The organism is Pseudodonghicola xiamenensis DSM 18339 (assembly GCF_000429365.1).
In the GTDB taxonomy this organism is placed as follows: Bacteria; Pseudomonadota; Alphaproteobacteria; order Rhodobacterales; family Rhodobacteraceae; genus Pseudodonghicola; species Pseudodonghicola xiamenensis.
On the sequence record NZ_AUBS01000030.1, the window covers coordinates 25,815 to 49,574 of the forward strand.

Consider the following 23,760-nt stretch of genomic DNA (forward strand, 5'->3'; position numbering starts at 1 on the left):
GCGATGGAGATCCTTCTGGCCAGCGCGGTCGGCATCCTGACCGCCGGCGGCATCTATCTGATCCTGCGACAGCGCACCTTTCCGGTGATCCTCGGGCTGTCGATCCTCTCCTATGCGGTGAACCTGTTCCTGTTCGCCACCGGCCGGCTGGCGCTGAACCAGCCGCCGATCCTGAGCGAACACGCCACCGGCTATACCGACCCGATCCCGCAGGCGCTGGTGCTGACCGCCATCGTGATTTCCTTCGGGATGACCGCCGTGGTGCTGATGATGGCGCTGAGCGCCTATCTGGCCGCGCGTGACGACCGCATCGACATGTCCGACGACAAGGGAGAGGACGCATGAACAACCTGATCATCGCGCCCATCGTCCTGCCGGCGGTTGTGGGCCCCTTCATCCTGATGGCGATCCGCTTTCACAGCGATCTGCAACGGGTGTTCTCGGTCGCCTCCGTGGTGCTGTTGAACCTTATCGCCTTCACCCTGCTGTGGCACAGCATGGACGGCTCGATCCAGGTCTATGAGCTGGGCGACTGGCCGGCCCCCTTCGGCATCGTGCTGGTGCTGGACCGGCTGTCTGCGATGATGGTGATGCTGACCACGCTGCTGGCGCTGCCGGTGCTGCTTTATGCCATTGGCTCGGGCTGGGATACCCGGGGCCGGCACTTCCATGCGCTGTTCCAGTTCCAGCTCATGGGTATTCTCGGCGCCTTCCTGACCGGCGACGCCTTCAACCTCTTCGTCTTCTTCGAAGTGCTGCTGATCGCCTCCTACGGGCTGATGATCCATGGTGGAGGCTCCAAGCGGCTACGGGCGGGGGTGCAATATGTTGTCTACAACCTGCTGGGCTCCAGCCTGTTCCTGATCGCGCTCGGGGCGATCTATTCGGTCACCGGTACGCTGAACATGGCCGATCTGGCGGTACGCGTCGCCGCCCTGCCGGTCGAGGATACCGCGCTGATCCGGGTGGCCGCGGTGCTGCTGCTTCTGGTTTTCGCCATCAAGGCGGCGGTGCTGCCCCTGCACTTCTGGCTGCCGGCCTCCTATGCCAACGCGCCGATGCCAGTGGCGGCGCTTTTCGCCATCATGACCAAGGTCGGCGCCTATGCCATCCTTCGGATGTACACGCTGGTCTTCGGCCCCGACGTGGCGGTGACCCAGGGGCTGGTCGGCGACTGGCTGCTGCCGGCAGCGCTGCTGACGCTGACCGTGGGCTCGATCGGCATCCTGGGCGCCAAGGAGCTGGGCCGGTTGGTGGCCTTCAGCGCCATCACCTCGATGGGCACCCTGTTGATCGCCATCTCGCTCTTCACTCCGCAATCGGCGGCGGCGGCGCTTTATTACGCGATCCATTCGACGCTGACCGCAGCGCTGCTGTTCCTGGTGGCCGATCTGGTGATGGAGCGGCGCGGCGGCAAGCTGATCCCCTGCCCCGCCATGCCGCAAAGCGGGTTGATCTCTGCGCTCTATTTCGCCGGGGCCATCGCCATGGCCGGGATGCCGCCCCTGTCGGGCTTCATCGGCAAGCTGCTGGTACTGTCAGCGGCCTGGCCCAGCTCCGAGGTCTGGCTGATCTTCGCCGTGGTGCTGACCACCTCGCTGATCACCATCGTCGGGCTGACCCGCGCCGGCAGCATCCTGTTCTGGAAATCGCACGACCGCAGCGTCCAGCCACCGGAAGACGATGAAGAGGACGATATCGCCAAGCCGGTGAGCCCCGAGCTCGCCTCGGCGCCAGTGCCCGGCCTGGCCTTCGTCTCGGTCTTCGCGCTGCTGGCGGGGCTGGTGGCCTTGACGGTGCTGGCCGGCCCGGTGCTGAAATATACCGAAGCCACCGCCGGGCAGTTGTTCGACCCCACCGCCTATATCGAAACCGTTCTGCAAAGGCCCTGACCCATGAGATTGCTTGCCCGGATCTTTCCCCACCCGATCCTGACCGGCCTTCTGACGCTGGTCTGGCTTCTGCTGGTCAACCGATATTCCATCAATTCGCTGCTGTTTGGCCTGTTTCTGGGCACGGTGATCCCCTTCATCACCCGCCCCTACTGGCCGAACCGCCCGCGCCTGCATCATCCGATCAAGATCGTGGTCTATATCGCGATCGTGATCTGGGATATCATCTTGGCCAATTTCACCGTCGCCAAGATCGTGCTGTTCAAATCGAACGCGGCGCGCAAACCGGCGTGGATCACCGTGCCGCTGGCACTGAAGAGCCCAGAGGCGATCACCGCGCTGGCCGGCACCATCACCCTGACGCCCGGCACCGTCAGCGCCGATCTGTCCGCCGGCGGGCACTACCTGCTGGTCCATTGCCTCGACGCGCCCGACCCCGATGCCGTGCGTGACGAGATCAAGACCCGTTACGAACGCCGCCTGATGGAGATTTTCGAATGATCCTGAGCTATGCCATCTATTTCGCCACGGGCTGCTTCGCGCTGGCGCTGCTGATGAACCTCTGGAAGATCGCCACTGCCGCCGGCGTCGGCGACCGGGTGCTGGCGCTGGATACCATGGTGATCAACGCTATCGCTCTGCTGATCCTTTACGGGCTGGCCAACGGGACCGAGATCTTCTTCGAGGCGGCGATGATCATCGCCATGCTGGGCTTTGTCTCGACCGTCGCTTACGCGCGCTTCATGCTGCGCGGCAACATCATCGAATAAGGGGGCAGACCGATGTCAGCGATCTTCGAATATATCATCGCCGCCGCCGTCGTTCTGGGCGGGGTCTTCGGGCTGGTCGGCTCGTTCGGGCTGATCAAGCTGAACGATGCGATGTCCCGACTGCATGCGCCGACCAAGGCCACCACCCTGGGGGTCGGCGGCGTGCTGATCGCCTCGATGATCCACGCCATCGTGTCGGAGGGGCAGATTTCCTGGCACGAGCTGCTGATCACGCTGTTTCTGTTCCTGACCGCGCCGATCACCGCCAATTTCATTGCCAAGGCGCATATCCATCGCCACGAGACCCCCGAGAGCCTGCCTCCGGCGGGAGAGGACCGCATCTGGGCCACCCATGACATCCGGCCCGAGGAACAGCCCGCCCCCCTCCCGCCCCACAACTGAGCATCGGGCCTGCCATGGACCGCACCACCCAGCCGCTGACCCGGGATCTAGTCCTGGTCGGCGGCGGCCATGCCCATGCGCTGCTGTTGCGGATGTGGGGGATGGCGCCACTGCCCGGCACCCGGGTGACGTTGATCAACCCAGGCCCCACCGCGCCCTATTCCGGCATGCTGCCGGGCTTTATCGCCGGTCATTACCGCCGCGACGATCTGGATATCGACCTGATCCGGCTGGCCCGCTTCGCCGGCGCCCGGCTGGTGCTCGGGGAGTGTCGGGGACTGGACCCGCAGGCCAAGCTGATCCATGTGCCGGGCCGGCCGCCGATCGGCTATGATGTCTGTTCGGTCAATGTCGGCATCACCTCCTCGATGCCGGATCTGCCCGGGTTCACCGATTTCGCCGTGCCGGCCAAACCGCTCGGCCCCTTCGCCAATCGTTGGGACAGCTATCTTGCCGGCGACGGCCCGGCCCGCGTCGCGGTGATCGGTGGCGGCGTCGCCGGCGTGGAGCTGATCCTGGCCATGGCACATGCGCTGCGCAGCCGAGGCCGGCCGGCCGAACTGACGCTTGTCGAGCGCGCCCGCGCGCTCTCCGCGCTGGGGCATGCGGCGCAAAAGCGGCTACGGGCGGCGCTTTCGGCCCATGGGGTGACGATCCGCGAAGGGGTGGAGATCGCCTATGTCGATCAGGGCGCCGTGGTGCTGGCGGGCGAGGAGCGGATCGCGGCCGATTTCATCACCGGCGCTGCCGGCGCCCGCCCCTATGAATGGATCGCCGAGACCGGGCTGGCGGTAACCCGCGGCTTCATCGCCGTCGATCCCAGCCTGCAAAGCAGCGATCCTGCCGTCTTCGCCGCCGGCGATTGTGCCGATCTGATCGAGACGCCGCGCCCCAAGGCTGGTGTCTATGCGGTGCGCGAGGCGCCGATCCTGCTGGAGAACTTGAAAAATGCCCTTATGGGGGACGCGCGGCGGCGCCGCTATCACCCGCAGCGCGATTACCTCAAGTTGATCTCGCTGGGCGAGCAATCGGCACTGGGGGAGAAATGGAGGCTCCCCTTCTCGGGCCCGCTGATCTGGCGTTGGAAGGATCGGATCGACCGCCGCTTCATGGACCGGTTCCGCGACCTGCCGATGATGCCCCCCCCTGTCCCGCCCAAGTTGCGCGCCGCCGGCAGCGATGAGCTGCCCGACAAACCGATGTGCGGCGGATGTGGCGCCAAGCTGGGACGCGGCGCGCTGCGGATGGCGCTGGCAAGCTTGCCGGCGGGGGGGCGCCAGGACCTGACCCCACTGCCCGGCGACGATGCCGCGATGCTGACGCTTGGCGGCCAGCGGCAGGTGATCACCACCGACCATCTGCGCGCCTTCATCGAAGACCCGGTCACCATGACCCGGATCGCCGCCGTCCATGCGCTTGGCGATATCTGGGCGATGGGGGCAGAGCCGCAGGCGGTGACCGTCACGCTGATCCTGCCGCGGATGACCACGGCGTTGCAGCAGCGGACCGCGACCGAGATCATGGGCGCCGCCGATGCGATCTTTCGCGCCGAGGGGGCGGAGATCGTCGGCGGTCACAGCTCGATGGGACCCGAGCTGACCGTGGGCTTCACCCTGACCGGGCTGCTCGACCGCGATCCGATCACATTGGCGGGGGCGCGGCCGGGCGATGCGCTGATCCTGACCAAGCCGATCGGCACCGGCGTGCTGATGGCGGCCGAGATGCAGGGCGCCGCGCGCGGCGACTGGATCGCTGCGGCCTTCGCCCAGATGACCCGGCCGCAGGGCGATGCCGCGCGGCTTCTGGCCGGGGCGCATGCGATGACCGATGTCACCGGCTTCGGCCTGGCCGGGCATCTGCTGAACATCTGCGAAGCCTCAGGGCTGGCGGCGCAGCTCGACCTTGCCACCGTGCCGCTGATGGCCGGCGCGCTGGAGCTGTCGCGACAGGGCTATCGCTCGACCCTGTTCCCCGACAACCGGGCACTGGCGCCGGAATTGCCGAGCGATCCGCTCAGCGATCTTCTGTTCGATCCGCAGACCGCCGGGGGCCTCCTCGCCGCCGTCGCCGCCGAAGAGGCCGAGGAGCTGATCGCGGCGCTGCGCGCGGCAGGGCATCCGGCGGCACGGATCGGGAGCCTCACCGCCGGTGGCCCAAGGCTGAGCCTGATCTAACCTGCCTCACGCGACCGCAGCCGGCGGATCAGCTCCCGCGCCTCAGGCGGAGGTGACAGTTCCTGGCGGCGATAATCGCTACCGTCCCGTGATCGGGTGAAGAGGCCCAGCCCGCAGAGATCGCGCCGCAAAAGCGCCGCATCACCGAATGCATGCTCCGCGCTGAGCCGCGCGTTCACCTCGCGCTCGTGCAGCGAAACGCCGGCCGGAAACCGCGACCACAGCGCCCAGAGGCAAAGCTGTTGGATCTGGCGCCGCGACGGCCAGCGCAGCAGCCGGCCTGCGGCATCGAACTGGGTCAGCGCGCGTTCTACCAGCCGGAAATCGACGACGGCGACCAAGGCAGGCGTATCGAGCCGCGCCTCGGCCGCATGGGCGGCGCGCAGGTGCTGGAAGTTGCGATAGCCCGCCGCCCGGGCGAGCATATTCATCACCTCCAGATGCGACGGCGGAGCCTCGCGCGCCTGCAACTGCCGGCCAAGCGCGCGGGCAAAGGCGGAGATATCGGGGCTATTCAGGGGGAAAACCTGTTTCGACATGACATGTCCTCAAGGGGCCGCGTGAGACTGTCGTGGTCGCTGACTTACGACGCGGCACTGGACGGAGATGTCGAATGCTGTCGATGACTAGGAGCAGGTTTAGCTGCCCCTCTCGGGGCCAGCGACGCCTCGGTGAACTGCCGACCGTGCAGGAAACCTAGCCGACCTGCACAGCCGGAGCAAGGATCAGCCGACCCAACCTTCGACGATCCGCTCGATCTCAGCCGCGACATGATCGAGTCCCGGGGCATCCAGCCGATCCGTCGTGATCCGTGCCAGAACCTCGGCCCCGATGGCGCGGCGGGATTTGTCATAGGAAGGATCGTAATGCTGTTCCATCAGCGCCCGGGTCAGCGCCAACTTGTCGCCCGCCGCGATCAGCGCGCCCCAGCCATCGACCACCGCATGGCCGCGATGGGCGCGCAGCGGATCAAGCCGGTCGCGCAGCCGGTCGCCGCCGGACAGGATATCGTCATAGGCCCGCGCCAGATAGGCCGCTCGCGCCTCGATCGGCGCGGCGATCTCGATCCGGGGCGCGGCCTTCATCACCTCCCAGAGCGCGGGGGGAATGATCCGCTCGCCGATCTTGCTCGATTCAGCCTCGATCACCACGGGGCGAGAAGGGTCGAGCGTCAGCAAAACCCCGACCAATGCGGATTCGAACCCCTTCTGGCTGGGCTGCTTCTGCCCCCTCTCGCCCAGAAGCGAGCCGCGATGCACCGCCAGCCCCTCGAGATCGAGCACCTGAACGCCCCGCCGGTTCAGCAGATGCAGCAGATCGGTCTTGGCGGTGCCGGTATAGCCGTCGAGCAGCACCACCCGGTAAGGCAAGGAGCCATCGTAGAGCGCGCGATAGACCAGCCGGCGATAAGTCTGATAGCCGCCCTTGATGCTGTCGGCCCGCCAGCCGATCTGCCCCAGCATCCAGGTGAAGGAGCCGGAGCGCTGACCGCCGCGCCAGCAATAGACCAGTGGCCGCCAGCCGCCTTCTTTATCCTTCAGCACCGTCTCGATGTGATGGGCGGCATTGTGGAACACCAGCGCCGCGCCCAGCTTGCGGGCCAGAAACGGGCTTTCCTGGGTGTAGATAGTGCCGACGCGGGCGCGTTCGTCATTGTCCAAGACCGGCAGCGAGATCGCGCCCGGCAGGTGATCCTCGGCATATTCGGCGGGGCTGCGGACGTCGATCACGGTGTCGAACCCATGGGCAGCAAGATCGGCGAGCGTGGCGAATTCGATGGGCATGAGACTGCTTAGCGCGGACGAGCTGGGAGGGGAAGCGCGCGGTGCAAGCGCCGGGAGATCAGGGGGCCTTCCGCCCCCTCTTTGCGCGAACCGCGCAAATTCACCCCCGAGGATATTTGCAGCCAGAAAAAGGCCGGGCCACGGGGCGGCGTGAAAGAGGAATGTCATTGGTCAATATGGGGTTGGGTGATGGCCTGAGGCGGAACCGGCGAGAATGGAGGTTCCTCGCATGCCCGGGCGTGCTGATCCGGCGGTGCTGTTCATCAGCTGGATGGAAGCCGCGGGGCTGGCGCGCATGATCGCGCGTGCCTTGGCAAGATGATCGACCGGCGCGCCGGGGAGCTTCGGCGACGTCCGGAGAGCGCGGCGTTGGTGGCGTGGCACATCGAAGTCTTGCAAACCGATACCCTTGTCGATCTCGGCAGCCCGGAGCCGGCGCATTTTTTGCGCCTTCTGCCCAAGGTCGCCATAGCCGACAACGACCGGCGCCGCCGCCCCCTGAAGGCGCACGAGGGCAAGGCCTCAGACAACCAGACCGCCAACCAGACCGCCAGCAGAACCGAGAGCTGAAGACCGGCTTATTCCGCCTCGAAGGGTTCGATCAACTCCTCGATCAGATCGGGGCCTTCGGCGCGGTTCGAATTGATCTTCGGACTGACACGATATCTTTGAACCACATCTTCGGCTGCCGGGCGCATCAGCCGGGCGGCGCCATGCCCGGCCTCGCCCAACCAAAGCGGCCAGTCCTGCGGATCGAGGATCAGCGGCATGCGGTCATGCACCGGGGCGAGCTTGGCATTGGCGGCGGTGGTGACGATGGCGCAGGTGGCGACCGGGTCGGCATCCCCCCAATACTGCCAGATGCCGGCAAACGCCATCGGCGCGCCATCGCGACGGAACACATACCAGGGCAGCCGGGTCTCTGCGCGGCGTTCCCATTCATAGAATCCCGACGCGATCAGCAGGCAACGGCGCTGGCGGCAGGCATCGCGAAAGGCGGGCTTTTCGGCCAGGGTTTCGGCCCTGGCGTTGAAGAGCAACGGTCCGCCGGACAGGCTTTGATACCAGCTTGGGACAAAACCCCAGCGCATCGGCCGCAACCGCCGCTGCCCTTCGAGGTTGAGAACCACCGGCACCTGATCGGTCGGGCAGATATTGTAATCCGGCACGACCGGCAGATCGTTGGCCGGCTGCGCCTGGAACACCTGCGCCATGGTCTGGACAGACAGGGTCAGGGCATAGCGTCCGCACATCTGCTGATTTCCCGCGCTGGGTTTCGCATTCTTGCCGCGCCCGGCACACTGAGGCTCTTGGCAAAGAGCGGACCGGTCGGCACCGACACACAAAGGGTGAGCGAAGATTAGGCGAGGTCATCTGTCAGGGACAACCGCGAATGCCATCGCCGGCCCCATGTCAAGCCGGGGCACCAGTTGGAGGATAGCATGTCAAGCGCCCGGCAGGACGGGGCACTATCCCCCCGGGGACAGGCATCTGCCCTTTGGCGCAGGCCCTGCCCCGCGCCGGACGAGGGCCTGCGACAAAGGTTATTTCCGGCTGATCCGTTCGTCGGTATAAGGTTGATAGGGCGAATTGGCCGCCAGGTATTCGGCGGTCACATCGGCGAGATCGGGGCCGAAGTCATAGGCGTTCTTGTCATCGCCCGAGAACATCTTGTAACCGTCGCCGCCGTTGCGGACATAGTTATTGGTGACCGCCAGATAAGAGGCCTCCGGGTCGATCGGCACATAGCCGTCCTCGCTGGCGACCAGCACCTCGGTGATGCGCCCGCCCATCGGCGGTTTCGTCGGATCCCAGGTGAAGGCCAGGCCCGAGACCTGGGGGAAGCGACCACCGCCCTCCTCGGCCTGCGACACCCCGCTTTCCAGCGCGTCGATGATGGTCTGGCCAGTGACCTCGAAGGTCGACAGCGTGTTCTGGAACGGCAGCACCGTCAGCACCTCGCCCATGGTGACATCGCCGGCGTCAATGCTGGCGCGCAGCCCGCCGCCATTGGTGATGGCGATGGACACGCCCTGATCGGCGACCCGGTCCAGCATGGCGTCTGCAACCAGATTGCCCATGGCGCATTCGCCGATCCGGCAGCTATCGCGCGACCCGTCGATCGTCGCGGCGGCACTGGCGATCACCTTGTTGCGGATTTCTTCTAGCGGGGCTGCCGCCTCCTTGACCCGGGCGCTGACTGCCGGATCCTCGGTGACGCTGGCGTCCATCACCAGCGGCTCGCCCTCGGCGGTGATCAGGTTGCCGGCATCATCGAAGGTGACGTTCAATTCGCCCAGGAACTTGCCATAGGCATAGGCCTGCACGATCGCCACCCCGTTCACCATGGTGGGATAGGGACCGGAGGCCTTGTCGGAGGTATTGCTGAGCAGCGTATGCGAATGGCCGCCGACGATCACGTCGACGCCCTTGGTTTCCGCCGCGATACGCTGGTCGACACCATAGCCCGAATGGCTGAGCACGATGATCTTGTTCACGCCTTCGGCGGTCAGCCGATCGACCTCGGCCTGCACCGCATCGACCGGATCGGTGAAGATGATGTTCGGCCCGGGGCTAGAGAGTTCTGGGTTGTCCTGCGGTGTCAGCCCGATGATCCCCAGCTTTTCGCCACCGCGTTCGATTACCACCGATTTCTGCACCGGCCCGCCCTTCAGCGCCGGTTCACCGCTGAGATCGGCGTTCGCCATCAGCACCGGGAACTTCACCAGTTCCAGAAAGCTGGCCAGCACCTCGGGCCCGTTATCGAATTCGTGGTTGCCCACCGCCATGGCGTCATAGCCGAAGCGGTTCATCAGCTCGGCCGCAAGCTTGCCGTGATAGTAGCTATAGAACAGCGAGCCCTGGAACTGATCGCCGGCATCGAGCAGCACATAGGTATTGCCTGCGGCCTTGGCCGCCGAGATAGCGGACGACAGCCGGGCCGAGCCGCCAAAGCATTTGCCAGCCTCGTTATCCCCGGCCGAACAGCCACTGTCGTATTTGCTGATGGGTTCGAAACGGGAATGAAAATCGTTGGTATGAAGAATGGTCAGCTTGTAATCGGCGGACGCGGCCCCGGCGCTGAGCGCCAGCAGCGCGGCGGAGGCAAAAAGGCGAAACGACATCGGATTCCTCTCCGTCGGGTTGATATGGCGAAAGCTTGCCCCGCGCCCAATCCCAAGTCAAAGCGTGTCTTTCGCGGAAGTTCTCGCCCCCGAGCTGTCACAAATCCACCGCCCGGATCGTCATCATTTCTGTTAGACAAGATGAGGAAGCTGCGATCATGAACGAACGACTGAGTTATTACAAAGCCTCACCCGAGGCGCTGGCGGCCATGCGGGCGCTGGAGGAGGCGACGCAGGGGCTGTCGATCCCGCTTCGTTTGCGCGAGTTGGTCAAGATGCGGGTGTCGCAGATTAATGGTTGCGCCTATTGCCTGAACATGCATGCGCCCGACGCGCGGGCGGCGGGGGTGTCGCAACAACAGCTCGACGTGCTGGCGGCCTGGCGCGAAAGCCCGGCTTTTGACGCCCGCGAACGCGCCGCACTTAGCTGGGCCGATGCGCTGACCCGGCTGGAAAGTTCAGGAGCGCCGGATGCGGATTACGCCACGCTGACCGCCGCCTTCAGCCCGCGCGAATGCGTGGATCTGACGCTGGTGATCAATGCGATCAACGCCTGGAACCGCTTTGCGGTGGGCTTCCGGTCAGTGCATCCGATGCGCAAAGATGCCGCCTGATCCGCGCCTGCCCCTGTTCCTGAGCGAGCGCCGCCGCCTGGCGGGGCTCGCCTATCGCATGACGGGATCGGTCGCCGATACCGAGGATATCCTGCAACAAACCTGGCTGCGTTTCGCCGCACAACCGCTTGAGGCGATCGAGACGCCGCCGCGCTGGCTGCGGGCCGTGGTGACGCGGCTCTGCCTCGATCACCTGAAATCCGCCCGGCACCGGCGTGAAAGCTATGTCGGTGCCTGGTTGCCCGACCCGCTGGTGCGGAACAGCGCGCCGGATGCCGAACAGGACTGGATGGTAACCGAGGATGTCAGTATCGCACTGATCCTGACGCTCGATACCCTGACGCCGGACATGCGGGCGGCCTTCCTGCTGCGCGATGCCTTCGATTACGGCTTCGAGGAGATCGCGCAAGCGATCGACAAGACGCCCGCGGCCTGCCGTCAACTGGTATCGCGCGCTCGCAAACGCCTGGCCGGGGCCGCGCCCCCTGCCCGCCCTGCACAGCCGGATCAAGCGGCCCCGATCGTCGCCGCCTTCTGGCACGCCAGCCGAACCGGCGATATGCGGGCGCTGCTTGATCTCTTCGCCGAGGAGATCGAGGTACGCACCGATGGCGGCGGCAAGGTGCCGGCGGCGATCAACGTGCTGCATGGGCGCCGGAGGGCAGCGGGGCTGTTCGCCGGGCTCGGGCGCAAACGGCCGCTGCCGCCGCCGCCACTGCCGCCAATCCGCACGATCAACGGCGCCCCGGGCTTTGTGACGCGGGAGCCGGGCAATGTGCTGCAAACCACCGCCCTGGAGATCCGAGGCAACCGGATCGTGGCCGTCTGGATCGTCCGAAACCCTGATAAGCTGAGACATCTACCATGCGGCGCGATGCCCTAGGCGGTATGCCCCCAGCCCCGCACCAGCACCCGCGCGAGCGCCACCGGATCGGCATCGAGCTGCCCGGTCAGCAGATGCAACCAGGCCATGGCCATCACCGCACGGGCCATATCGGCGACAGGAAGGTCCTGGGCCAATTCGCCACGGGCAGCAGTACGGCCGATCACCTCGGTCAGGCTTGCCAGACGCTCCTTCCGAAAGGTCTCCAGCGCCTCTGCCAACTCCGGATCGCTCTGGGCCGCCGCGACGATATGCCGAAAGAGCGCGCCTTCGGGGCGTTTCCAATACGCGAAGAGCAACCGCAGCACTGCCGCCATATCGCCTTCGAGCGTGCCAGTGTCGGGGTAGCCATCGGTCTGTTTCTGCCGCTCATAAACCGCCAGCAGCAATGCCCCCCGGGTCGGCCACCAGCGGTAGACCGTCGCCTTGCCGGCCCGTGCCCGACGCGCCACCGCCTCCATCGTCAGCGCCCCGATACCGCCTTCGTCGACGATGGCGCCCGCCGCGTCGAGGATCGCCACCTCTGTCGCCGGATTGCGCCGCGCCCCGATGGAACCGCGTTTTCCAGCACATGCGTCGCCCCCGTCACTTTTCGCCATTCCCGCCCCTTTACTTTCGCCCGACCTGCCACATACTAACGGAACGTTCCGTTTCATTAAAGGGAAATCCAGAGGGAAACCCGATGTCCACCACCTCTCCTCCTCCCCAGCTGACACCGCGCCCGTCGCGGTTCCGCTTCGCGCTTTTCGTCTTCTGTGGCGTCTACCCTCTGGTCACAGCACTGCTCTATGCGCTGATCCCGCTGACCCGGGATTGGGAAATCTGGCAGCGCAACCTGGTCATGGTGCCGATCATCGTGGCCTGCATGGTCTATGTGATCATCCCGCAAATCCAGCGCCGCTGCGCCCGCTGGATGTAGCAGCCACCCGCCGGGGATTGACCGTGGCCGCATTCCCCGGCAGATGATCCTCATGCTGATCTACAAGATTTTCCGCGCCAATGAATGGGCCGCCCTGCAAGCCGCGGGCGAGACCACGGGCGCGCCGGTGGATGTGGCGGACGGTTTCGTCCATTTCTCCACCGCCGAACAGGCCGCCGAAACGGCAGCCAAACATTTCGCCGGAGCCGAGGGGCTGGTGCTGCTGGCCTGCGAGGCCGACACCATGGGCGAGGCGCTGAAATGGGAGGTCTCGCGCGGCGGCGCGCTGTTCCCGCATCTCTACCGACCGCTGCAGATGGACGATGTGCTCTGGTCCGCATCACTGCCGCTGATCGAGGGCCGCCACCAGTTTCCGGAGCAGATGCAATGAGGTTGATCGACCGCGCAGGCCTTGCGATCCTGCACCGTTTCGACCCTGAGGTGGCGCATGGGCTGTCGCTCAAGGCGCTGAATGCCGGGCTGGTTCCCGGCTCCGGCCCGGTGACGTCGGCGCGCCTGCAGACACGTCTGGCAGGGCTCGATCTGGCCAATCCCATCGGCCTTGCCGCCGGGCTCGACAAGAATGCCGAGGCGCTGGCGCCGCTGGCACGCTGCGGTTTCGGCTTTCTCGAAGTCGGTGCCATCACGCCCCGACCACAGCCCGGCAACCCCAAGCCGCGCTTGTTCCGGCTGGATCAGGACCGCGCCGCGATCAACCGCTTCGGCTTCAACAACGGCGGCATGGAGGCGGTGCTGCCGCGCCTGACCGCCCGGCCACGCGACCTGCCCGTCGGCCTCAACCTCGGGGCCAACAAGGACAGTGAGGACCGCGCCGGCGATTTCGCCCGGGTGCTGAGCCATTGCGGCGCAGAGCTTGATTTCGCCACCGTCAACGTCTCCTCCCCGAATACCGAAAAGCTGCGCGATCTGCAGGGCAAGGCGGCACTGACCGCGCTGCTGTCCGGCGTGATGGCGGCCCGCGATGCGTTGGAGCGGCCGATCCCGGTGTTCCTCAAGATTGCCCCGGATCTGAGCGAGGCCGAGATCGCCGATATTGCCGATGTCGCCCGCGAGACGCGGGTCGATGCGGTGATCGCCACCAATACCACCCTGTCGCGTGAGGGGCTGAAAAGCCCGCATCGCGATCAGGCAGGAGGCCTCTCCGGCGCGCCGCTGTTCGAGAAATCGACCCGGGTGCTGGCCCGGCTGAGCCTGTTGACGGACGACCAAATCCCGCTGATCGGCGTGGGCGGCATCGCCTCGGCCGAAGATGCCTATGCCAAGATCCGCGCCGGCGCCTCGGCCGTGCAGCTTTACACCGCGCTGATCTATCAGGGCATGGGGCTCGTCGCGCAAATCGCCCAAGGGCTCGATGCGCTTCTCGCCCGGGATGGGTTCGGCAATGTGGCCGAGGCGGTGGGCACCGCAAGAGAGGATTGGCTATGATCGACTATTGGCACAACCCGCGCTGTTCGAAATCGCGCGAGGGGCTGGCTCTGCTGGAGGGGAAAGGTGCGGTTCTGAAGGTGCGGCGGTATCTGGAAGACGCCCCGAGCCTAGAGGAGCTGACAGCCGCACGCGCCGCTCTCGGCAATCCGCCGGTGATCGAGATGATGCGCCCCAAGGAGGCGAAGTTCAAGGAACTCGGCCTGTCGAAGAGCGACAGCGATGAGACGCTGCTGGCGGCGATGGCGGCGAACCCGGTTCTGATCGAACGGCCCCTGGGCATCTCGGGCGATCGCGCGGTGATCGGGCGGCCGCCGGAAAAGCTGTTGGAGCTGCTCTGAGCCGGTGATGTCGCGCTGAGTGCTGGGGGGCTCCGCCCCCACGGCCTTCGGCCTCCCCCGGGATATTTGGGGCCAGAAAAAGAAGAAAAGGCGCGCCGGACCACCGGACGCGCCTTTTTTCTGCAGGGCCGTGACGCGCTCAGCGCACCTTGAGCGTCGCGAGGCCGATCATCGCCAGGATCAGAGAGATGATCCAGAAGCGGATCACCACAGTGGGCTCTGACCAGCCCTTCTTTTCGTAATGGTGGTGAATCGGTGCCATCAGGAAGACCCGGCGACCTGTGCGTTTGAAGTAGAGCACCTGAATGATCACGCTGAGCGCCTCGACCACGAAGAGGCCACCGACAACGGCGAGGACCAGTTCGTGTTTGGTCGCGACCGAGATCGCCCCCAGAGCGCCGCCCAGGGCAAGGCTGCCGGTATCGCCCATGAAGACGGCCGCCGGTGGCGCATTATACCACAAGAAGCCGAGCCCGGCGCCGAAGAGGGCGGCAGTGAAGATCAGCAGTTCACCGGTGCCGGGCACGTAATGAACATCGAGATATTCGGTGAAGTCGATCCGCCCCACCGCATAGGCGATGATGCCGAGCGTACCGGCGGCGATCATCACCGGCATGATCGCCAGCCCGTCGAGCCCGTCGGTCAGGTTCACCGCGTTGGCGGCCCCCACGATGACGATGACGACGAAGGGGACATAGAAATAGCCCAGGTTGATCAGCACGTTCTTGAAGACCGGCAGCGCAAGCTGGTTCTGGAGATCAGCCGGATGGCTCCAGCCCGCCCAGAAGGCCGCGATCACCGCGATGATAACACCCAGGGCCAGCCGCAGCTTGCCCGGCACTCCCTTGGTATTCTGCCTGGAGACCTTGGCATAATCATCGGCGAAGCCGATCAGCGCGAAGGCCAGCGTCACGAAGAGCACCAGCCAGACGAAGGAATTGTCGAGCCGCGCCCAGAGCAATGTCGCGGTGACGAGTGAGCCGACGATCAACAGCCCCCCCATGGTCGGCGTACCGGCCTTGGACAGGTGGCTTTGCGGGCCATCGTCGCGGATCGGCTGGCCCTTGCCCTGTTTCTTGCGCAGCACGTCGATCAGCGGCCGGCCGAACATGAATCCGAACACCAGCGCCGTCAGAAACGCCCCGCCCGCGCGGAAGGTGATATAGCGAAACAGGTTGAAGAAATCCCCCCCGTCCGACAGCGCGGTCAACCAATAGAGCATTTAGCCGGTCCTATCCTTACGTCTTGTCACCCGAAAACGCGCCCCCTTGGCCGATTCCGCGCAACCCGTCAACGAGTTTCGCCACCTCCATGCTGAGCGAGCCTTTCGCCAGCACGACATCGCCGGGCCGTATCAGCGCCGGAAGCTCGGTGGCAAGCTCGGCACTGGTGGCGGTATAGAGCCCGCGTTTGTCCCGTGGCAGCGCGGCGTAGAGCGCCCCCATCAGCGGGCCGACACAATGCACCACGTCGATCTGCGCCATCGCCGGCAGGCTGGCGAGCCCGGCGTGAAGCGCCGCGGCCTGCGGCCCCAGTTCCTTCATGTCGCCCAGGCAGGCGATCCGGCGCCCGGCCGCCTCGGGTTCTATCGTCGCCAGAACCGCCAGGGCTGCGGCCATGGAGACCGGATTGGCGTTATAGGAATCATCCAGCAGCGTCAGCTCGCCGCCGGGAATCGCGATCCGTTCGCGGGCCCCGCGCCCCCGATAGGGCGACCAGCGCGGCAGACTGTCGATGATCTTGCCGGGCTCGGCGCCAAGTGCCGTGGCCGCAGCCAGTGCCCCCAGCGCATTCATCGCGAAATGCCGCCCCGGCGTGGCAAGACGGAACAGCACCGGGCCGAAGGGCGCCTCGGCCCGCACCTCGGTCTGATCGCCATCGACCTCGGCAGCGATCAGCCGGTAATCGGTCGCCCGCCCGCCAAAGCCCAGGGCGGGGACGTTCAGCGCGCGCGCGTGTTCGAAAAGGATCGGTGATTCATCGAGATCGGCGTTCAGCACCGCCACCCCGCCCGGTTCCAGCCCATCGAGGACCGATGCCTTTTCACGGGCGATATCCCCGACACTGTCGAATGCCTCGAGATGCGCCGGCGCCACCGTGGTGATCAGCGCCACATGCGGCCGTGTCATCCGGGCCAGCGGCGCAATCTCTCCGGGGTGGTTCATACCGATCTCGATCACCGCGAAACGGGTGTCGCGCGGCATCCGCGCCAGGGTCAAGGGCACACCCCAGTGGTTGTTGTAGCTGGCAACGCTGGCATGGGTGGCGCCCTGATCCGACAGAACCCGCAGCAGCATCTCCTTGGTCGAAGTCTTGCCGACAGACCCGGTGATCGCCACCACCCGCGCCCCGGTCCGGGCCCGCGCGGCCAGCCCCAGCGCCTCGAGCGCCTTCAGCACATCCTCGACGATCAGCAGCGGAGCATCCGCGGCCACCCCTTCGGGGATATGGCTGACCAGAGCCCCGCCGGCCCCGGCCCGCAGCGCCTGGGCAACGAAATCATGGCCATCACGCGCCGCCTTGAGCGCCACGAAGAGATCGCCCGTCTCCAATGTGCGAGTGTCGATGGAAACCCCGGTGACCGACCAGTCGCCGATCACCCGGCCACCAGTGGCCGCCGCCGCCTCTGCCGCAGTCCAGAGCGCGGTCATGCCGGTCGCCCGTCAAGCGCGGCGACCGCCACGCTGGCCTGTTCGGCATCATCGAAATGCAGCACGTCATCCCCCACGATCTGGCCGGTTTCATGGCCCTTGCCGGCGATCAGCAGCGCGTCACCGGGTTGCAATGCATCGACGCCCCTGAGGATCGCCTCGGCGCGGTCGCCGACCTCGACAGCGCCCGGAGCCCCCGCCAATACTGCAGCGCGGATCGCCGCCGGGTCCTCGCTGCGCGGGTTGTCATCGGTCACGAAGACCAGATCGGCATTTTCGGCTGCCGCCTGCCCCATCAGCGGACGCTTGGTGCGGTCGCGATCACCACCAGCGCCGACGATGGCGATCAGCCGGCCCATCACATGCGGGCGCAGCGCCGTCAGTGCGGTGGCGATGGCATCCGGCGTATGGGCGAAATCGACAAAGACAGCGGCGCCGTTGTCCCGGGTGGCGACCAGTTGCATCCGACCGCGCACGGTGGTCAGCTCTGGCAAGGCGCGAAACACCGCTTCGACCTCATCACCGCAAGCGATCGCCAGCCCCGCAGCCACCAGCACATTCTGCGCCTGAAACCCGCCGATCAGATCAAGCCGTGTCTGGTAGGTCTGGCCGCCCCAGGCAAAGCGTAAATCCTGCCCCGTGGCGTCGAAGCGCTGGCCCAAAAGCAGCAGATCGCCGGTCTTACGCCCCACCGTAATCACCGACTGGCCCCGCGCTGAGGCGATCGCGCGCATTTCGGCGCCTTTGGGATCATCCAGGTCGATCACGGCCGTCCCGTCCGGCGGCAGCACCCGGCGGAACAATTCCGCCTTGGCGGCGAAATAGGCCTCGAAGCTTTCGTGATAATCCAGATGATCCTGGGTGAAATTGGTGAACCCCGCCGCCGTCAGCTGCACCCCGTCGAGCCGGCGCTGATCCAACCCATGGGAGGAGGCCTCCATCGCCGCATGGGTCACGCCCTGGGCCGCAGCCTGGGCCAGGACGCGATGCAGAGTGATGGGATCGGGCGTGGTGTGATGCAGCGGCGCGGTCCAGGCGCCCTCGACACCGGTGGTGCCGAGGTTGATCGCGCTGTGCCCCAGCGCCGTCCAGAGCTGACGCAGAAAAGTCGCAACCGATGTCTTGCCATTGGTGCCAGTGACCGCGGCCATGATCTTGGGCTGGCCGCCGAACCACAGCGCGGCGGCACAGGCCAACGCTTGGCGCGGGTCCTCGACCACCACCAGCGCCGCATCGCTCGCCGCCAGCGCGGTTTCGGCGATCTCGGCGCCCCTGGCATCGGTCAGCACCGCCGCCGCGCCCAGCCCCAGCGCATATTCGATGAAGCTGCCACCATGCACCCGGGTGCCCGGAAGCGCCGCGAAAAGGAACCCCTCCTTCACCTCGCGGCTGTCGACCGCCAGCCCCGCAATCAGCGGGTCACGCCCACCCCGCGCGGTCAGGGCAAGCTGGCTGAGCGGTTTCGGGGAACTGTTCATGAGTGTCCTCACCCGGTCCTTCCGGCGGTCAATGCGATGACGTCAGCGTTATAGCAGCCTGCCGGTCGTGTTCAATGTCGGGTCGCAGCCCCAGGAGCGGCGCCACCCTCCGGATCATCTCGGCGGCGACTGGCACCGCAGTCCACCCCGCGGTACGGCGCTCTTCTTTCAGCGCCATCACCTGCGGTTCGTCCAACGTCAGGATCAGCACGTATTTCGGGTCATTGGTGGGGAACATCGAGGCGAAGGTGGCGATCACCTTGTGATCGTAATAGCCACCCTGCGGTTTCGGCTTGTCGGCCGTGCCGGTTTTCCCCCCCACCGAATACCCTTCGACATCGCCGAAGCTGGCGGTGCCGCGTGTCACCACCGCACGCAGCATCTTGCGGGCTTCGCGGGAGACCTGCTCCGAAATCACCCGGGGGCCGTATTGCGGCCCATTACGCTTCAGAATCGTCGGGCTGACATAATGGCCGCCATTTGCGATGGTCGAATAGGCTGCCGCCAGGTGCATCGGGCTGGCCGACAGGCCGTGACCATAGGAAATCGTCACCGTGCTGAGGTCGGTCCAGCGTTTCGGGATCAGCGGCTGACCGCCCCGGGCCTCGACGATCTCGAAAGGCGTCGGATCGAACATGCCAAGCGCCCCGAGAAAGGCCTTCTGCCGCTCGGAACCGATTTCCAGCGCGATGCGCCCGGTGCCCCGGTTCGAACTGTGCACCATCACATCGGCAACGCTGAGCTTGCCATAGTTCTTGCCATTGAATTCGCCGATCAGATGCCCCCCGACCCGCATCGGTCCCGCGGTGTCGATGATCGTCTCGGGCGTCACCAACCCCAGTTCCAACGCCTGGGCGGCGGCGAAAATCTTGAAGGTCGAGCCCAGTTCATAAACCCCCTGCACCGCGCGGTTGAACAGCGGGCTGTCGCTGGGATCGCCGGTCAGGGCCGGGCGCGGTCGTTCGTTGGGGTCGAAATCCGGCAGGCTGACGACCGAGATCACCTCGCCGGTGTGCACATCCATCAGGATCGAGGCGGCACCCTTGGCGTTCATCAGCCGCATACCGCCTTCGAGCACCTGTTCAGCCGCCGCCTGCACCGTGAGATCGAGAGAAAGCTGCAGTGGCTTATCGCCGTTCGAGGGATCGCGCAGATAATCATCGAACTGCTTTTCGACACCGGCGACACCGATCACCTCGGCAGCGTTCACCCCTTCCTTGCCAAAGCCCGCGCCTCCCAGGATATGGGCCGCCAGCTTGCCATTGGGGTAAAGCCGCATCTCGCGCGGGCCGAACAACAGCCCGGGGTCGCCAAGATCGTGAACCGCCTGCTTCTGCTCGGGGCTGATCCGCTTCTTGATCCAGACAAACTTCCGCTTGCCGGTGAAGTCCTTGATCATTCTCGCTTCGTCGAGGTCGGGAAAGATCTGCTTCAGCCCCTTAGCCGCGGCAATCGGATCAACCATCTGCGGCGGCTGGGCATAAAGAGAGTGCGTTTCGAAGTTGGTGGCGAGGATTCGCCCTTCGCGATCGACGATATCGGCCCGCTGCATGGCAATCGCCGCGCCGGGCAAGCTGGCGACGGGCTCCTCCGGTTCAGAGGTTGACATGAACGCCATCCGGCCAGCCACCACCACATAGGCGCAGAAGAAGAACAGCCCCAGCATCAACAACCGCCCCTCGGCGCGGACACGGGCGCGGTTCTGCATCTCGGCGTGACGGCGACGAATGTTCTCGCGCTCGATCGCGTCGGGGTTCTCCCCCTTGTCGCGCGCCGGCAGAATACGGGCCAGCGGGCGCAGCGGCGTGCGGATCATGGGTTGCCCTCCTCATCCCCGGCCATTGTCGAAACATCGACGGGATTGGTCACCTGAAGATCCGGTTTCGGCGGGAAGCTGACCTCGTCGATGCGACCGAACTGATCGGGACGCAGCGGCAACAGGCCAAGCCGGCCAAAGTTGATCTCGGTCAGCTCGATCAACCGTTCGGGTCGGTTGAGATAGGCCCATTCGGCCTTGAGGATACCGATCTTCATCCGCGCGTCGCCAATATCGCGTTGCAGTGTGCGAGTGTCCTTCAGCACCTGCTGCGTGGCGTAGTTTTCCCGATAAGCCCAGAACGCCAGGCCGAAGACCACCAGGGCGGCGAGAACATAGGCTATCCCCTTCATCGTCCTTTTCCTTTCGCATGGCGATCTTTCAACAGCGGCATCCCGATCCGCCCCGGGTCGATATCGCCCGAGGCCGCGCCGGTACGCACTGCCACCCGCAACCGGGCCGAACGGGCGCGTGGATTCTCGATCAGCTCATCCTCGTCCGGCGCGATGGCCTTGCGGAACTTGAGCGTGAACTGAGGCTCTGGCACCTCGATCTCCGGGGCATAGCGGTTGGCCCGGCCAGTGGCGCCAGCGCGTTCCTGAAAGAACCGCTTGACCATGCGGTCCTCGATCGAATGGAAGGTGACGACCGCAAGCTGACCGCCCGGGCGCAGGGCACGCTCTGCCGCCAGAAGGCCACGGAACAGCTCTCCGAATTCGTCATTCACCGCGATGCGCAGCGCCTGAAAGCTGCGGGTGGCAGGATGCGACTGGCCCGGCTTGGATCGCGGCAGACAGGATTCGATGACCCGCGCCAACTGCAGCGTGGTTTCAAACGGCATCTTTTCGCGCTCACGCACGATGGCATGGGCGATGCGGCGGCTGGCACGTTCCTCGCCATAGAGAAACAGGATGTCGGCCAGTTCGACCTCGGACAGGGTATTGACCAGATCGGCAGCCGATCCGCCCTGTTGCGACATCCGCATATCGAGCGGCCCGTCCCGCATGAAGGAGAACCCGCGTTCCGCCCGATCGAGCTGCATCGACGACACGCCGAGATCGAGCACCACACCGTCAAGACCCGTCGCATATTCATCCATGCGGGAGAAGACGCCCGGCTGCAGCACCAGCCGATCACCATATTGCCCGATCCAATCGGCGGCCATCTCGAAGGCCAACGGATCGCGATCGACGCCGATCACCTTGTCGGCACCTGCCTCGAGCAGGCCGCGCGTATATCCGCCAGCGCCGAAGGTTCCGTCCAGCCAAACCCCTGAGACCGGCGCCACTGCCTTCAGCAGGGCACGCAGGAGAACCGGAATGTGGGGACGGGCAGAGCTGGTGGAGGGCGCATCTGCTGCCATGATCAACCCCCAGCCCCGTCGGCGTTCCGTTTGCTGAGCACCATGTCCAGCGCATCGAGCGCATTGGTACCCTCAGGCAGATCGAAGCCCAGATCCTCATCCTCTTCCTCGGCGAGGTGGGCGTCATAAGTCTCGGGGTTCCAGATCTGGAAGGTGCCCGAGGTGCCGACGAACAGCGCCTCGTTCTCCAGCCCGATCTTGTCGCGATAGCGCGCCGGCAGCACCAGGCGACCATCGGGATCGACTTCGGTGTGATGCGACCGGGTGGTGATCTGACGGACCAGCTTTCGTTTCAGCGGTGAGCTGGGCAGGCTTTCGATCTTGGCTTCGAGCTTGTCGATCTCGTTCACCGTATAGGCTTCGAGATACTCCTGATCTCCATCACCGTAGACGATGACCAGCTGCGGACGCAGACCTTCGGTGTAATCAGGGTCTCCGGCTTCGAGCACACGGCGAAACAGGGCCGGGATCGACACCCTGCCCTTGCTGTCCACCTTGAAGGTGTATTCGCCTCTGAAGCGCCGGCTCACACCATCTGTCCCTTTGCCCGTATCCTCGGGTCGTTGTTGCCACCCCCCGGATGAAAAAACGGCGGGTTGATCTGCTGCCACTGATCAACCCGCCGCTTGTCCCGCCTTGCGGGGTGTCCGACTGCGCGCGCCACCTGGGGGGATGTCTGCTCGCTCGCGCGCCGGATCTCTTGGTTCGGTGAAAGCGAAGTGCCTGTATGAAACCTGCTTTTATTATGTGCTTCGGGGTCTGTTTGCTTTGCCCCTTGCCTCGTCTTCATCCGATGATCAAGGGATGCCACGGGAATTTATGGAAAGCAACTGGAATTTACGGGAATAGTCGGCGCCCCTTTGCCTGATTCCCTCCAGACAGGCAAGACAAAGCGTGACGATCGAGAATCTACGCAGCCTCCTTAGCGTTAAGACCGAATCGACACACTACATGTTGTTAGAGACCTCCCAACCCAACTAATCCCAGTCTTTCCCATAAAAAATTCCACCCACAGCTTCACCGGCACAAGCGTTCCCCATACGTTCCCACAACATGCCGCGAATCACCTGGACGAGCACCATCGGGAAAGTCGTTCCCGTAAATTCCCATCATCGCCGGACGCGCCCTCCGATCCGACGGGAAGTCCCAATCCCCCCAAAACAGGAAAGAGACCTCGGGGCGCGTTAAATTTGTCACAGTTCCGGCAGCAACCCGGACAACATGACATCCTGGCCGCGCAAGACAGGGGCCGGATTGCATAGCTTCCGCAAAACCCTTCCGCTCCACCCCAGCTTGATCACCCCAGAGCAAAACCGCAGCGACAGCAATAATCGGACCCAAATCGAACCATGTTTGGAACATCCTTTCATAAAATGAGCATAAACACCCCATTAACTCTGTGATGCGCCACGCATTGGACACGCCCGACCGTGATGCACCCAAAACCCCGTTCCGGAAGGGCATGACAGCATCGTCTGACGACCTTACGTCAGCAATGCTGCCCAACTAATATGCAGCCAATCTATGCACTTGCCGCATAGCAGCATTGAATAACTCCTCTATTGTGCAATTGCAGCATTTGCCTATTTTCATCCTCAACACGGCGCCGCAAACGGGGCCGGTACGAAACAAGACACGACGACATAAGGTTACAAACGATGGCTGCTCTGACGCATAGCGATGATCGCGCCGCCTCCCCGACCGGGCGACTGGCTGCTTGGATCGACGATGCGCGTGTTCGCTTCGAACGGCACCGGGTATATCGCCGGACCATGAGCGAAATGGGCGCCCTCAACAATCAAGAGCTGGCCGATCTCGGCCTGCATCGCTCGGAACTGCGGCGGGTGGCTTACCAAGCCTCTCGTGAGGTTCGCTAAGAGGCGAAACGAAGACATAAACGGTTCAGGCCCTCATCTCCTCCTCCCTTGAGGGTCTGTACATAGCGGCGGCATCTCTCCTCCTCCCTGATGCCGCCGCGCCTTATACCGGCCCCGAATGCCGGAACCTGATACATCGGGCGCTCTCCTCCTCCCTGCGCTCGATGTTGGATCGGCCGGCAACGCTCTCCTCCTCCCTGCGTTGCCGGCCACTCCAGCCCCACG

General features: G+C 65.0%; 26 protein-coding genes. 14 read left to right on the plus strand and 12 right to left on the minus strand.

Annotated elements, in window-relative coordinates:
* The first annotated feature begins 3 nt into the window (after positions 1–3).
* From G455_RS0117670 to selD, 6 genes are read left to right on the plus strand one after another with little or no spacing between them, the layout of a single operon-like run.
* Positions 4–345 carry a Na+/H+ antiporter subunit C gene (locus tag G455_RS0117670; protein WP_028094912.1) on the plus strand — a complete coding sequence of 114 codons (342 nt, stop codon included), beginning with the start codon at positions 4–6 and terminating at the stop codon, positions 343–345.
* Positions 342–1,892: a monovalent cation/H+ antiporter subunit D gene (locus G455_RS0117675; protein ID WP_028094913.1), complete on the plus strand. Its 1,551-nt coding sequence runs from the start codon at positions 342–344 to the stop codon at positions 1,890–1,892. The genes G455_RS0117670 and G455_RS0117675 overlap by 4 nt, the downstream gene beginning before the upstream one ends.
* 3 nt (positions 1,893–1,895) lie before the next feature.
* Positions 1,896–2,393: a Na+/H+ antiporter subunit E gene (locus tag G455_RS0117680; protein WP_028094914.1), complete on the plus strand. Its 498-nt coding sequence runs from the start codon at positions 1,896–1,898 to the stop codon at positions 2,391–2,393.
* Complete coding sequence (locus tag G455_RS0117685) at positions 2,390–2,662, plus strand: K+/H+ antiporter subunit F (RefSeq protein WP_407636250.1); 273 nt, start codon at positions 2,390–2,392, stop codon at positions 2,660–2,662. Before G455_RS0117680 ends, G455_RS0117685 begins: the two co-directional genes overlap by 4 nt.
* Before the next feature lie 12 nt (positions 2,663–2,674).
* Positions 2,675–3,064, plus strand: a complete 390-nt coding sequence (locus G455_RS0117690) for a Na+/H+ antiporter subunit G (protein WP_028094916.1) — start codon at positions 2,675–2,677, stop codon at positions 3,062–3,064.
* A gap of 14 nt (positions 3,065–3,078) precedes the next feature.
* Positions 3,079–5,238, plus strand: coding sequence for a selenide, water dikinase SelD (gene selD, locus G455_RS0117695; RefSeq protein WP_028094917.1), 2,160 nt, complete (start codon positions 3,079–3,081; stop codon positions 5,236–5,238).
* Here the strand turns inward: selD and G455_RS0117700 are convergent.
* Both G455_RS0117700 and mnmH read right to left on the minus strand, forming a co-directional pair.
* Positions 5,235–5,777, minus strand: a complete 543-nt coding sequence (locus G455_RS0117700) for a DUF2087 domain-containing protein (protein WP_028094918.1) — start codon at positions 5,775–5,777, stop codon at positions 5,235–5,237. The genes selD and G455_RS0117700 overlap by 4 nt on opposite strands.
* A 186-nt stretch (positions 5,778–5,963) precedes the next feature.
* Positions 5,964–7,022 (minus strand): tRNA 2-selenouridine(34) synthase MnmH, encoded by a 1,059-nt coding sequence (gene mnmH, locus G455_RS0117705; RefSeq protein WP_028094919.1) that lies wholly within the window; start codon positions 7,020–7,022, stop codon positions 5,964–5,966.
* Positions 7,023–7,340: 318 nt separating this feature from the next.
* Between mnmH and G455_RS0117715 the strand changes: the two genes are divergently transcribed.
* Positions 7,341–7,592 carry a hypothetical protein gene (locus G455_RS0117715; protein WP_028094920.1) on the plus strand — a complete coding sequence of 84 codons (252 nt, stop codon included), beginning with the start codon at positions 7,341–7,343 and terminating at the stop codon, positions 7,590–7,592.
* 8 nt (positions 7,593–7,600) lie between these two features.
* Here G455_RS0117715 and G455_RS0117720 read toward each other — a convergent pair whose 3' ends face one another.
* Positions 7,601–8,275 (minus strand): SOS response-associated peptidase, encoded by a 675-nt coding sequence (locus G455_RS0117720; protein WP_028094921.1) that lies wholly within the window; start codon positions 8,273–8,275, stop codon positions 7,601–7,603.
* A 291-nt stretch (positions 8,276–8,566) separates the two neighbouring features.
* Entirely contained in the window at positions 8,567–10,147 is a 1,581-nt protein-coding gene (locus G455_RS0117725) for a bifunctional metallophosphatase/5'-nucleotidase (RefSeq protein ID WP_028094922.1), read from the minus strand.
* Positions 10,148–10,305: 158 nt separating this feature from the next.
* Here G455_RS0117725 and G455_RS0117730 point away from each other — a divergent pair, with 158 nt between their 5' ends.
* Positions 10,306–10,761 carry a carboxymuconolactone decarboxylase family protein gene (locus G455_RS0117730; RefSeq protein WP_028094923.1) on the plus strand — a complete coding sequence of 152 codons (456 nt, stop codon included), beginning with the start codon at positions 10,306–10,308 and terminating at the stop codon, positions 10,759–10,761.
* Entirely contained in the window at positions 10,751–11,644 is an 894-nt protein-coding gene (gene sigJ / locus G455_RS0117735) for an RNA polymerase sigma factor SigJ (RefSeq protein WP_028094924.1), read from the plus strand. The genes G455_RS0117730 and sigJ overlap by 11 nt, the downstream gene beginning before the upstream one ends.
* Here the strand turns inward: sigJ and G455_RS0117740 are convergent.
* Positions 11,641–12,243, minus strand: coding sequence for a TetR/AcrR family transcriptional regulator (locus tag G455_RS0117740; RefSeq protein WP_028094925.1), 603 nt, complete (start codon positions 12,241–12,243; stop codon positions 11,641–11,643). The two genes, sigJ and G455_RS0117740, sit on opposite strands and share 4 nt — an antisense overlap.
* Positions 12,244–12,326: 83 nt before the next feature.
* On the opposite strand from G455_RS0117740, the gene G455_RS0117745 reads away from it, so the two are divergent.
* Genes G455_RS0117745 through arsC form a run of 4 tightly spaced genes read left to right on the plus strand, consistent with a single transcriptional unit; the run spans position 12,327 to position 14,350 of the window.
* The gene (locus tag G455_RS0117745) at positions 12,327–12,563 is read left to right on the plus strand and encodes a hypothetical protein (RefSeq protein WP_028094926.1); all 237 of its coding nucleotides are present in this window, start codon (positions 12,327–12,329) and stop codon (positions 12,561–12,563) included.
* 52 nt (positions 12,564–12,615) lie between these two features.
* Entirely contained in the window at positions 12,616–12,954 is a 339-nt protein-coding gene (locus tag G455_RS0117750) for a DUF952 domain-containing protein (RefSeq protein ID WP_028094927.1), read from the plus strand.
* Positions 12,951–14,009 (plus strand): quinone-dependent dihydroorotate dehydrogenase, encoded by a 1,059-nt coding sequence (locus G455_RS0117755; protein ID WP_028094928.1) that lies wholly within the window; start codon positions 12,951–12,953, stop codon positions 14,007–14,009. Before G455_RS0117750 ends, G455_RS0117755 begins: the two co-directional genes overlap by 4 nt.
* Complete coding sequence (gene arsC, locus G455_RS0117760) at positions 14,006–14,350, plus strand: arsenate reductase (glutaredoxin) (RefSeq protein WP_028094929.1); 345 nt, start codon at positions 14,006–14,008, stop codon at positions 14,348–14,350. The genes G455_RS0117755 and arsC overlap by 4 nt, the downstream gene beginning before the upstream one ends.
* Before the next feature lie 139 nt (positions 14,351–14,489).
* Here the strand turns inward: arsC and mraY are convergent, their stop codons facing one another.
* Genes mraY through mraZ form a run of 7 tightly spaced genes read right to left on the minus strand, consistent with a single transcriptional unit; the run spans position 14,490 to position 22,188 of the window.
* Complete coding sequence (gene mraY / locus G455_RS0117765) at positions 14,490–15,572, minus strand: phospho-N-acetylmuramoyl-pentapeptide-transferase (RefSeq protein WP_028094930.1); 1,083 nt, start codon at positions 15,570–15,572, stop codon at positions 14,490–14,492.
* A gap of 16 nt (positions 15,573–15,588) precedes the next feature.
* Positions 15,589–17,001 (minus strand): UDP-N-acetylmuramoyl-tripeptide--D-alanyl-D-alanine ligase, encoded by a 1,413-nt coding sequence (locus G455_RS0117770; RefSeq protein WP_028094931.1) that lies wholly within the window; start codon positions 16,999–17,001, stop codon positions 15,589–15,591.
* A complete protein-coding gene (locus G455_RS0117775; RefSeq protein ID WP_028094932.1) occupies positions 16,998–18,479 on the minus strand; it encodes a UDP-N-acetylmuramoyl-L-alanyl-D-glutamate--2,6-diaminopimelate ligase in 1,482 nt (493 codons plus the stop codon). The genes G455_RS0117770 and G455_RS0117775 overlap by 4 nt, the downstream gene beginning before the upstream one ends.
* Before the next feature lie 28 nt (positions 18,480–18,507).
* Positions 18,508–20,295, minus strand: coding sequence for a peptidoglycan D,D-transpeptidase FtsI family protein (locus G455_RS0117780; protein WP_028094933.1), 1,788 nt, complete (start codon positions 20,293–20,295; stop codon positions 18,508–18,510).
* Positions 20,292–20,648, minus strand: coding sequence for a cell division protein FtsL (gene ftsL / locus G455_RS0117785; RefSeq protein WP_028094934.1), 357 nt, complete (start codon positions 20,646–20,648; stop codon positions 20,292–20,294). Before ftsL ends, G455_RS0117780 begins: the two co-directional genes overlap by 4 nt.
* Positions 20,645–21,658 (minus strand): 16S rRNA (cytosine(1402)-N(4))-methyltransferase RsmH, encoded by a 1,014-nt coding sequence (gene rsmH, locus G455_RS0117790; RefSeq protein WP_028094935.1) that lies wholly within the window; start codon positions 21,656–21,658, stop codon positions 20,645–20,647. The genes ftsL and rsmH overlap by 4 nt, the downstream gene beginning before the upstream one ends.
* A gap of 2 nt (positions 21,659–21,660) precedes the next feature.
* Complete coding sequence (gene mraZ / locus G455_RS24535; protein WP_028094936.1) at positions 21,661–22,188, minus strand: division/cell wall cluster transcriptional repressor MraZ; 528 nt, start codon at positions 22,186–22,188, stop codon at positions 21,661–21,663.
* Between the two features lie 1,128 nt (positions 22,189–23,316).
* Here mraZ and G455_RS0117800 point away from each other — a divergent pair.
* The gene (locus tag G455_RS0117800) at positions 23,317–23,535 is read left to right on the plus strand and encodes a DUF1127 domain-containing protein (protein WP_028094937.1); all 219 of its coding nucleotides are present in this window, start codon (positions 23,317–23,319) and stop codon (positions 23,533–23,535) included.
* Positions 23,536–23,760 lie beyond the last annotated feature (225 nt).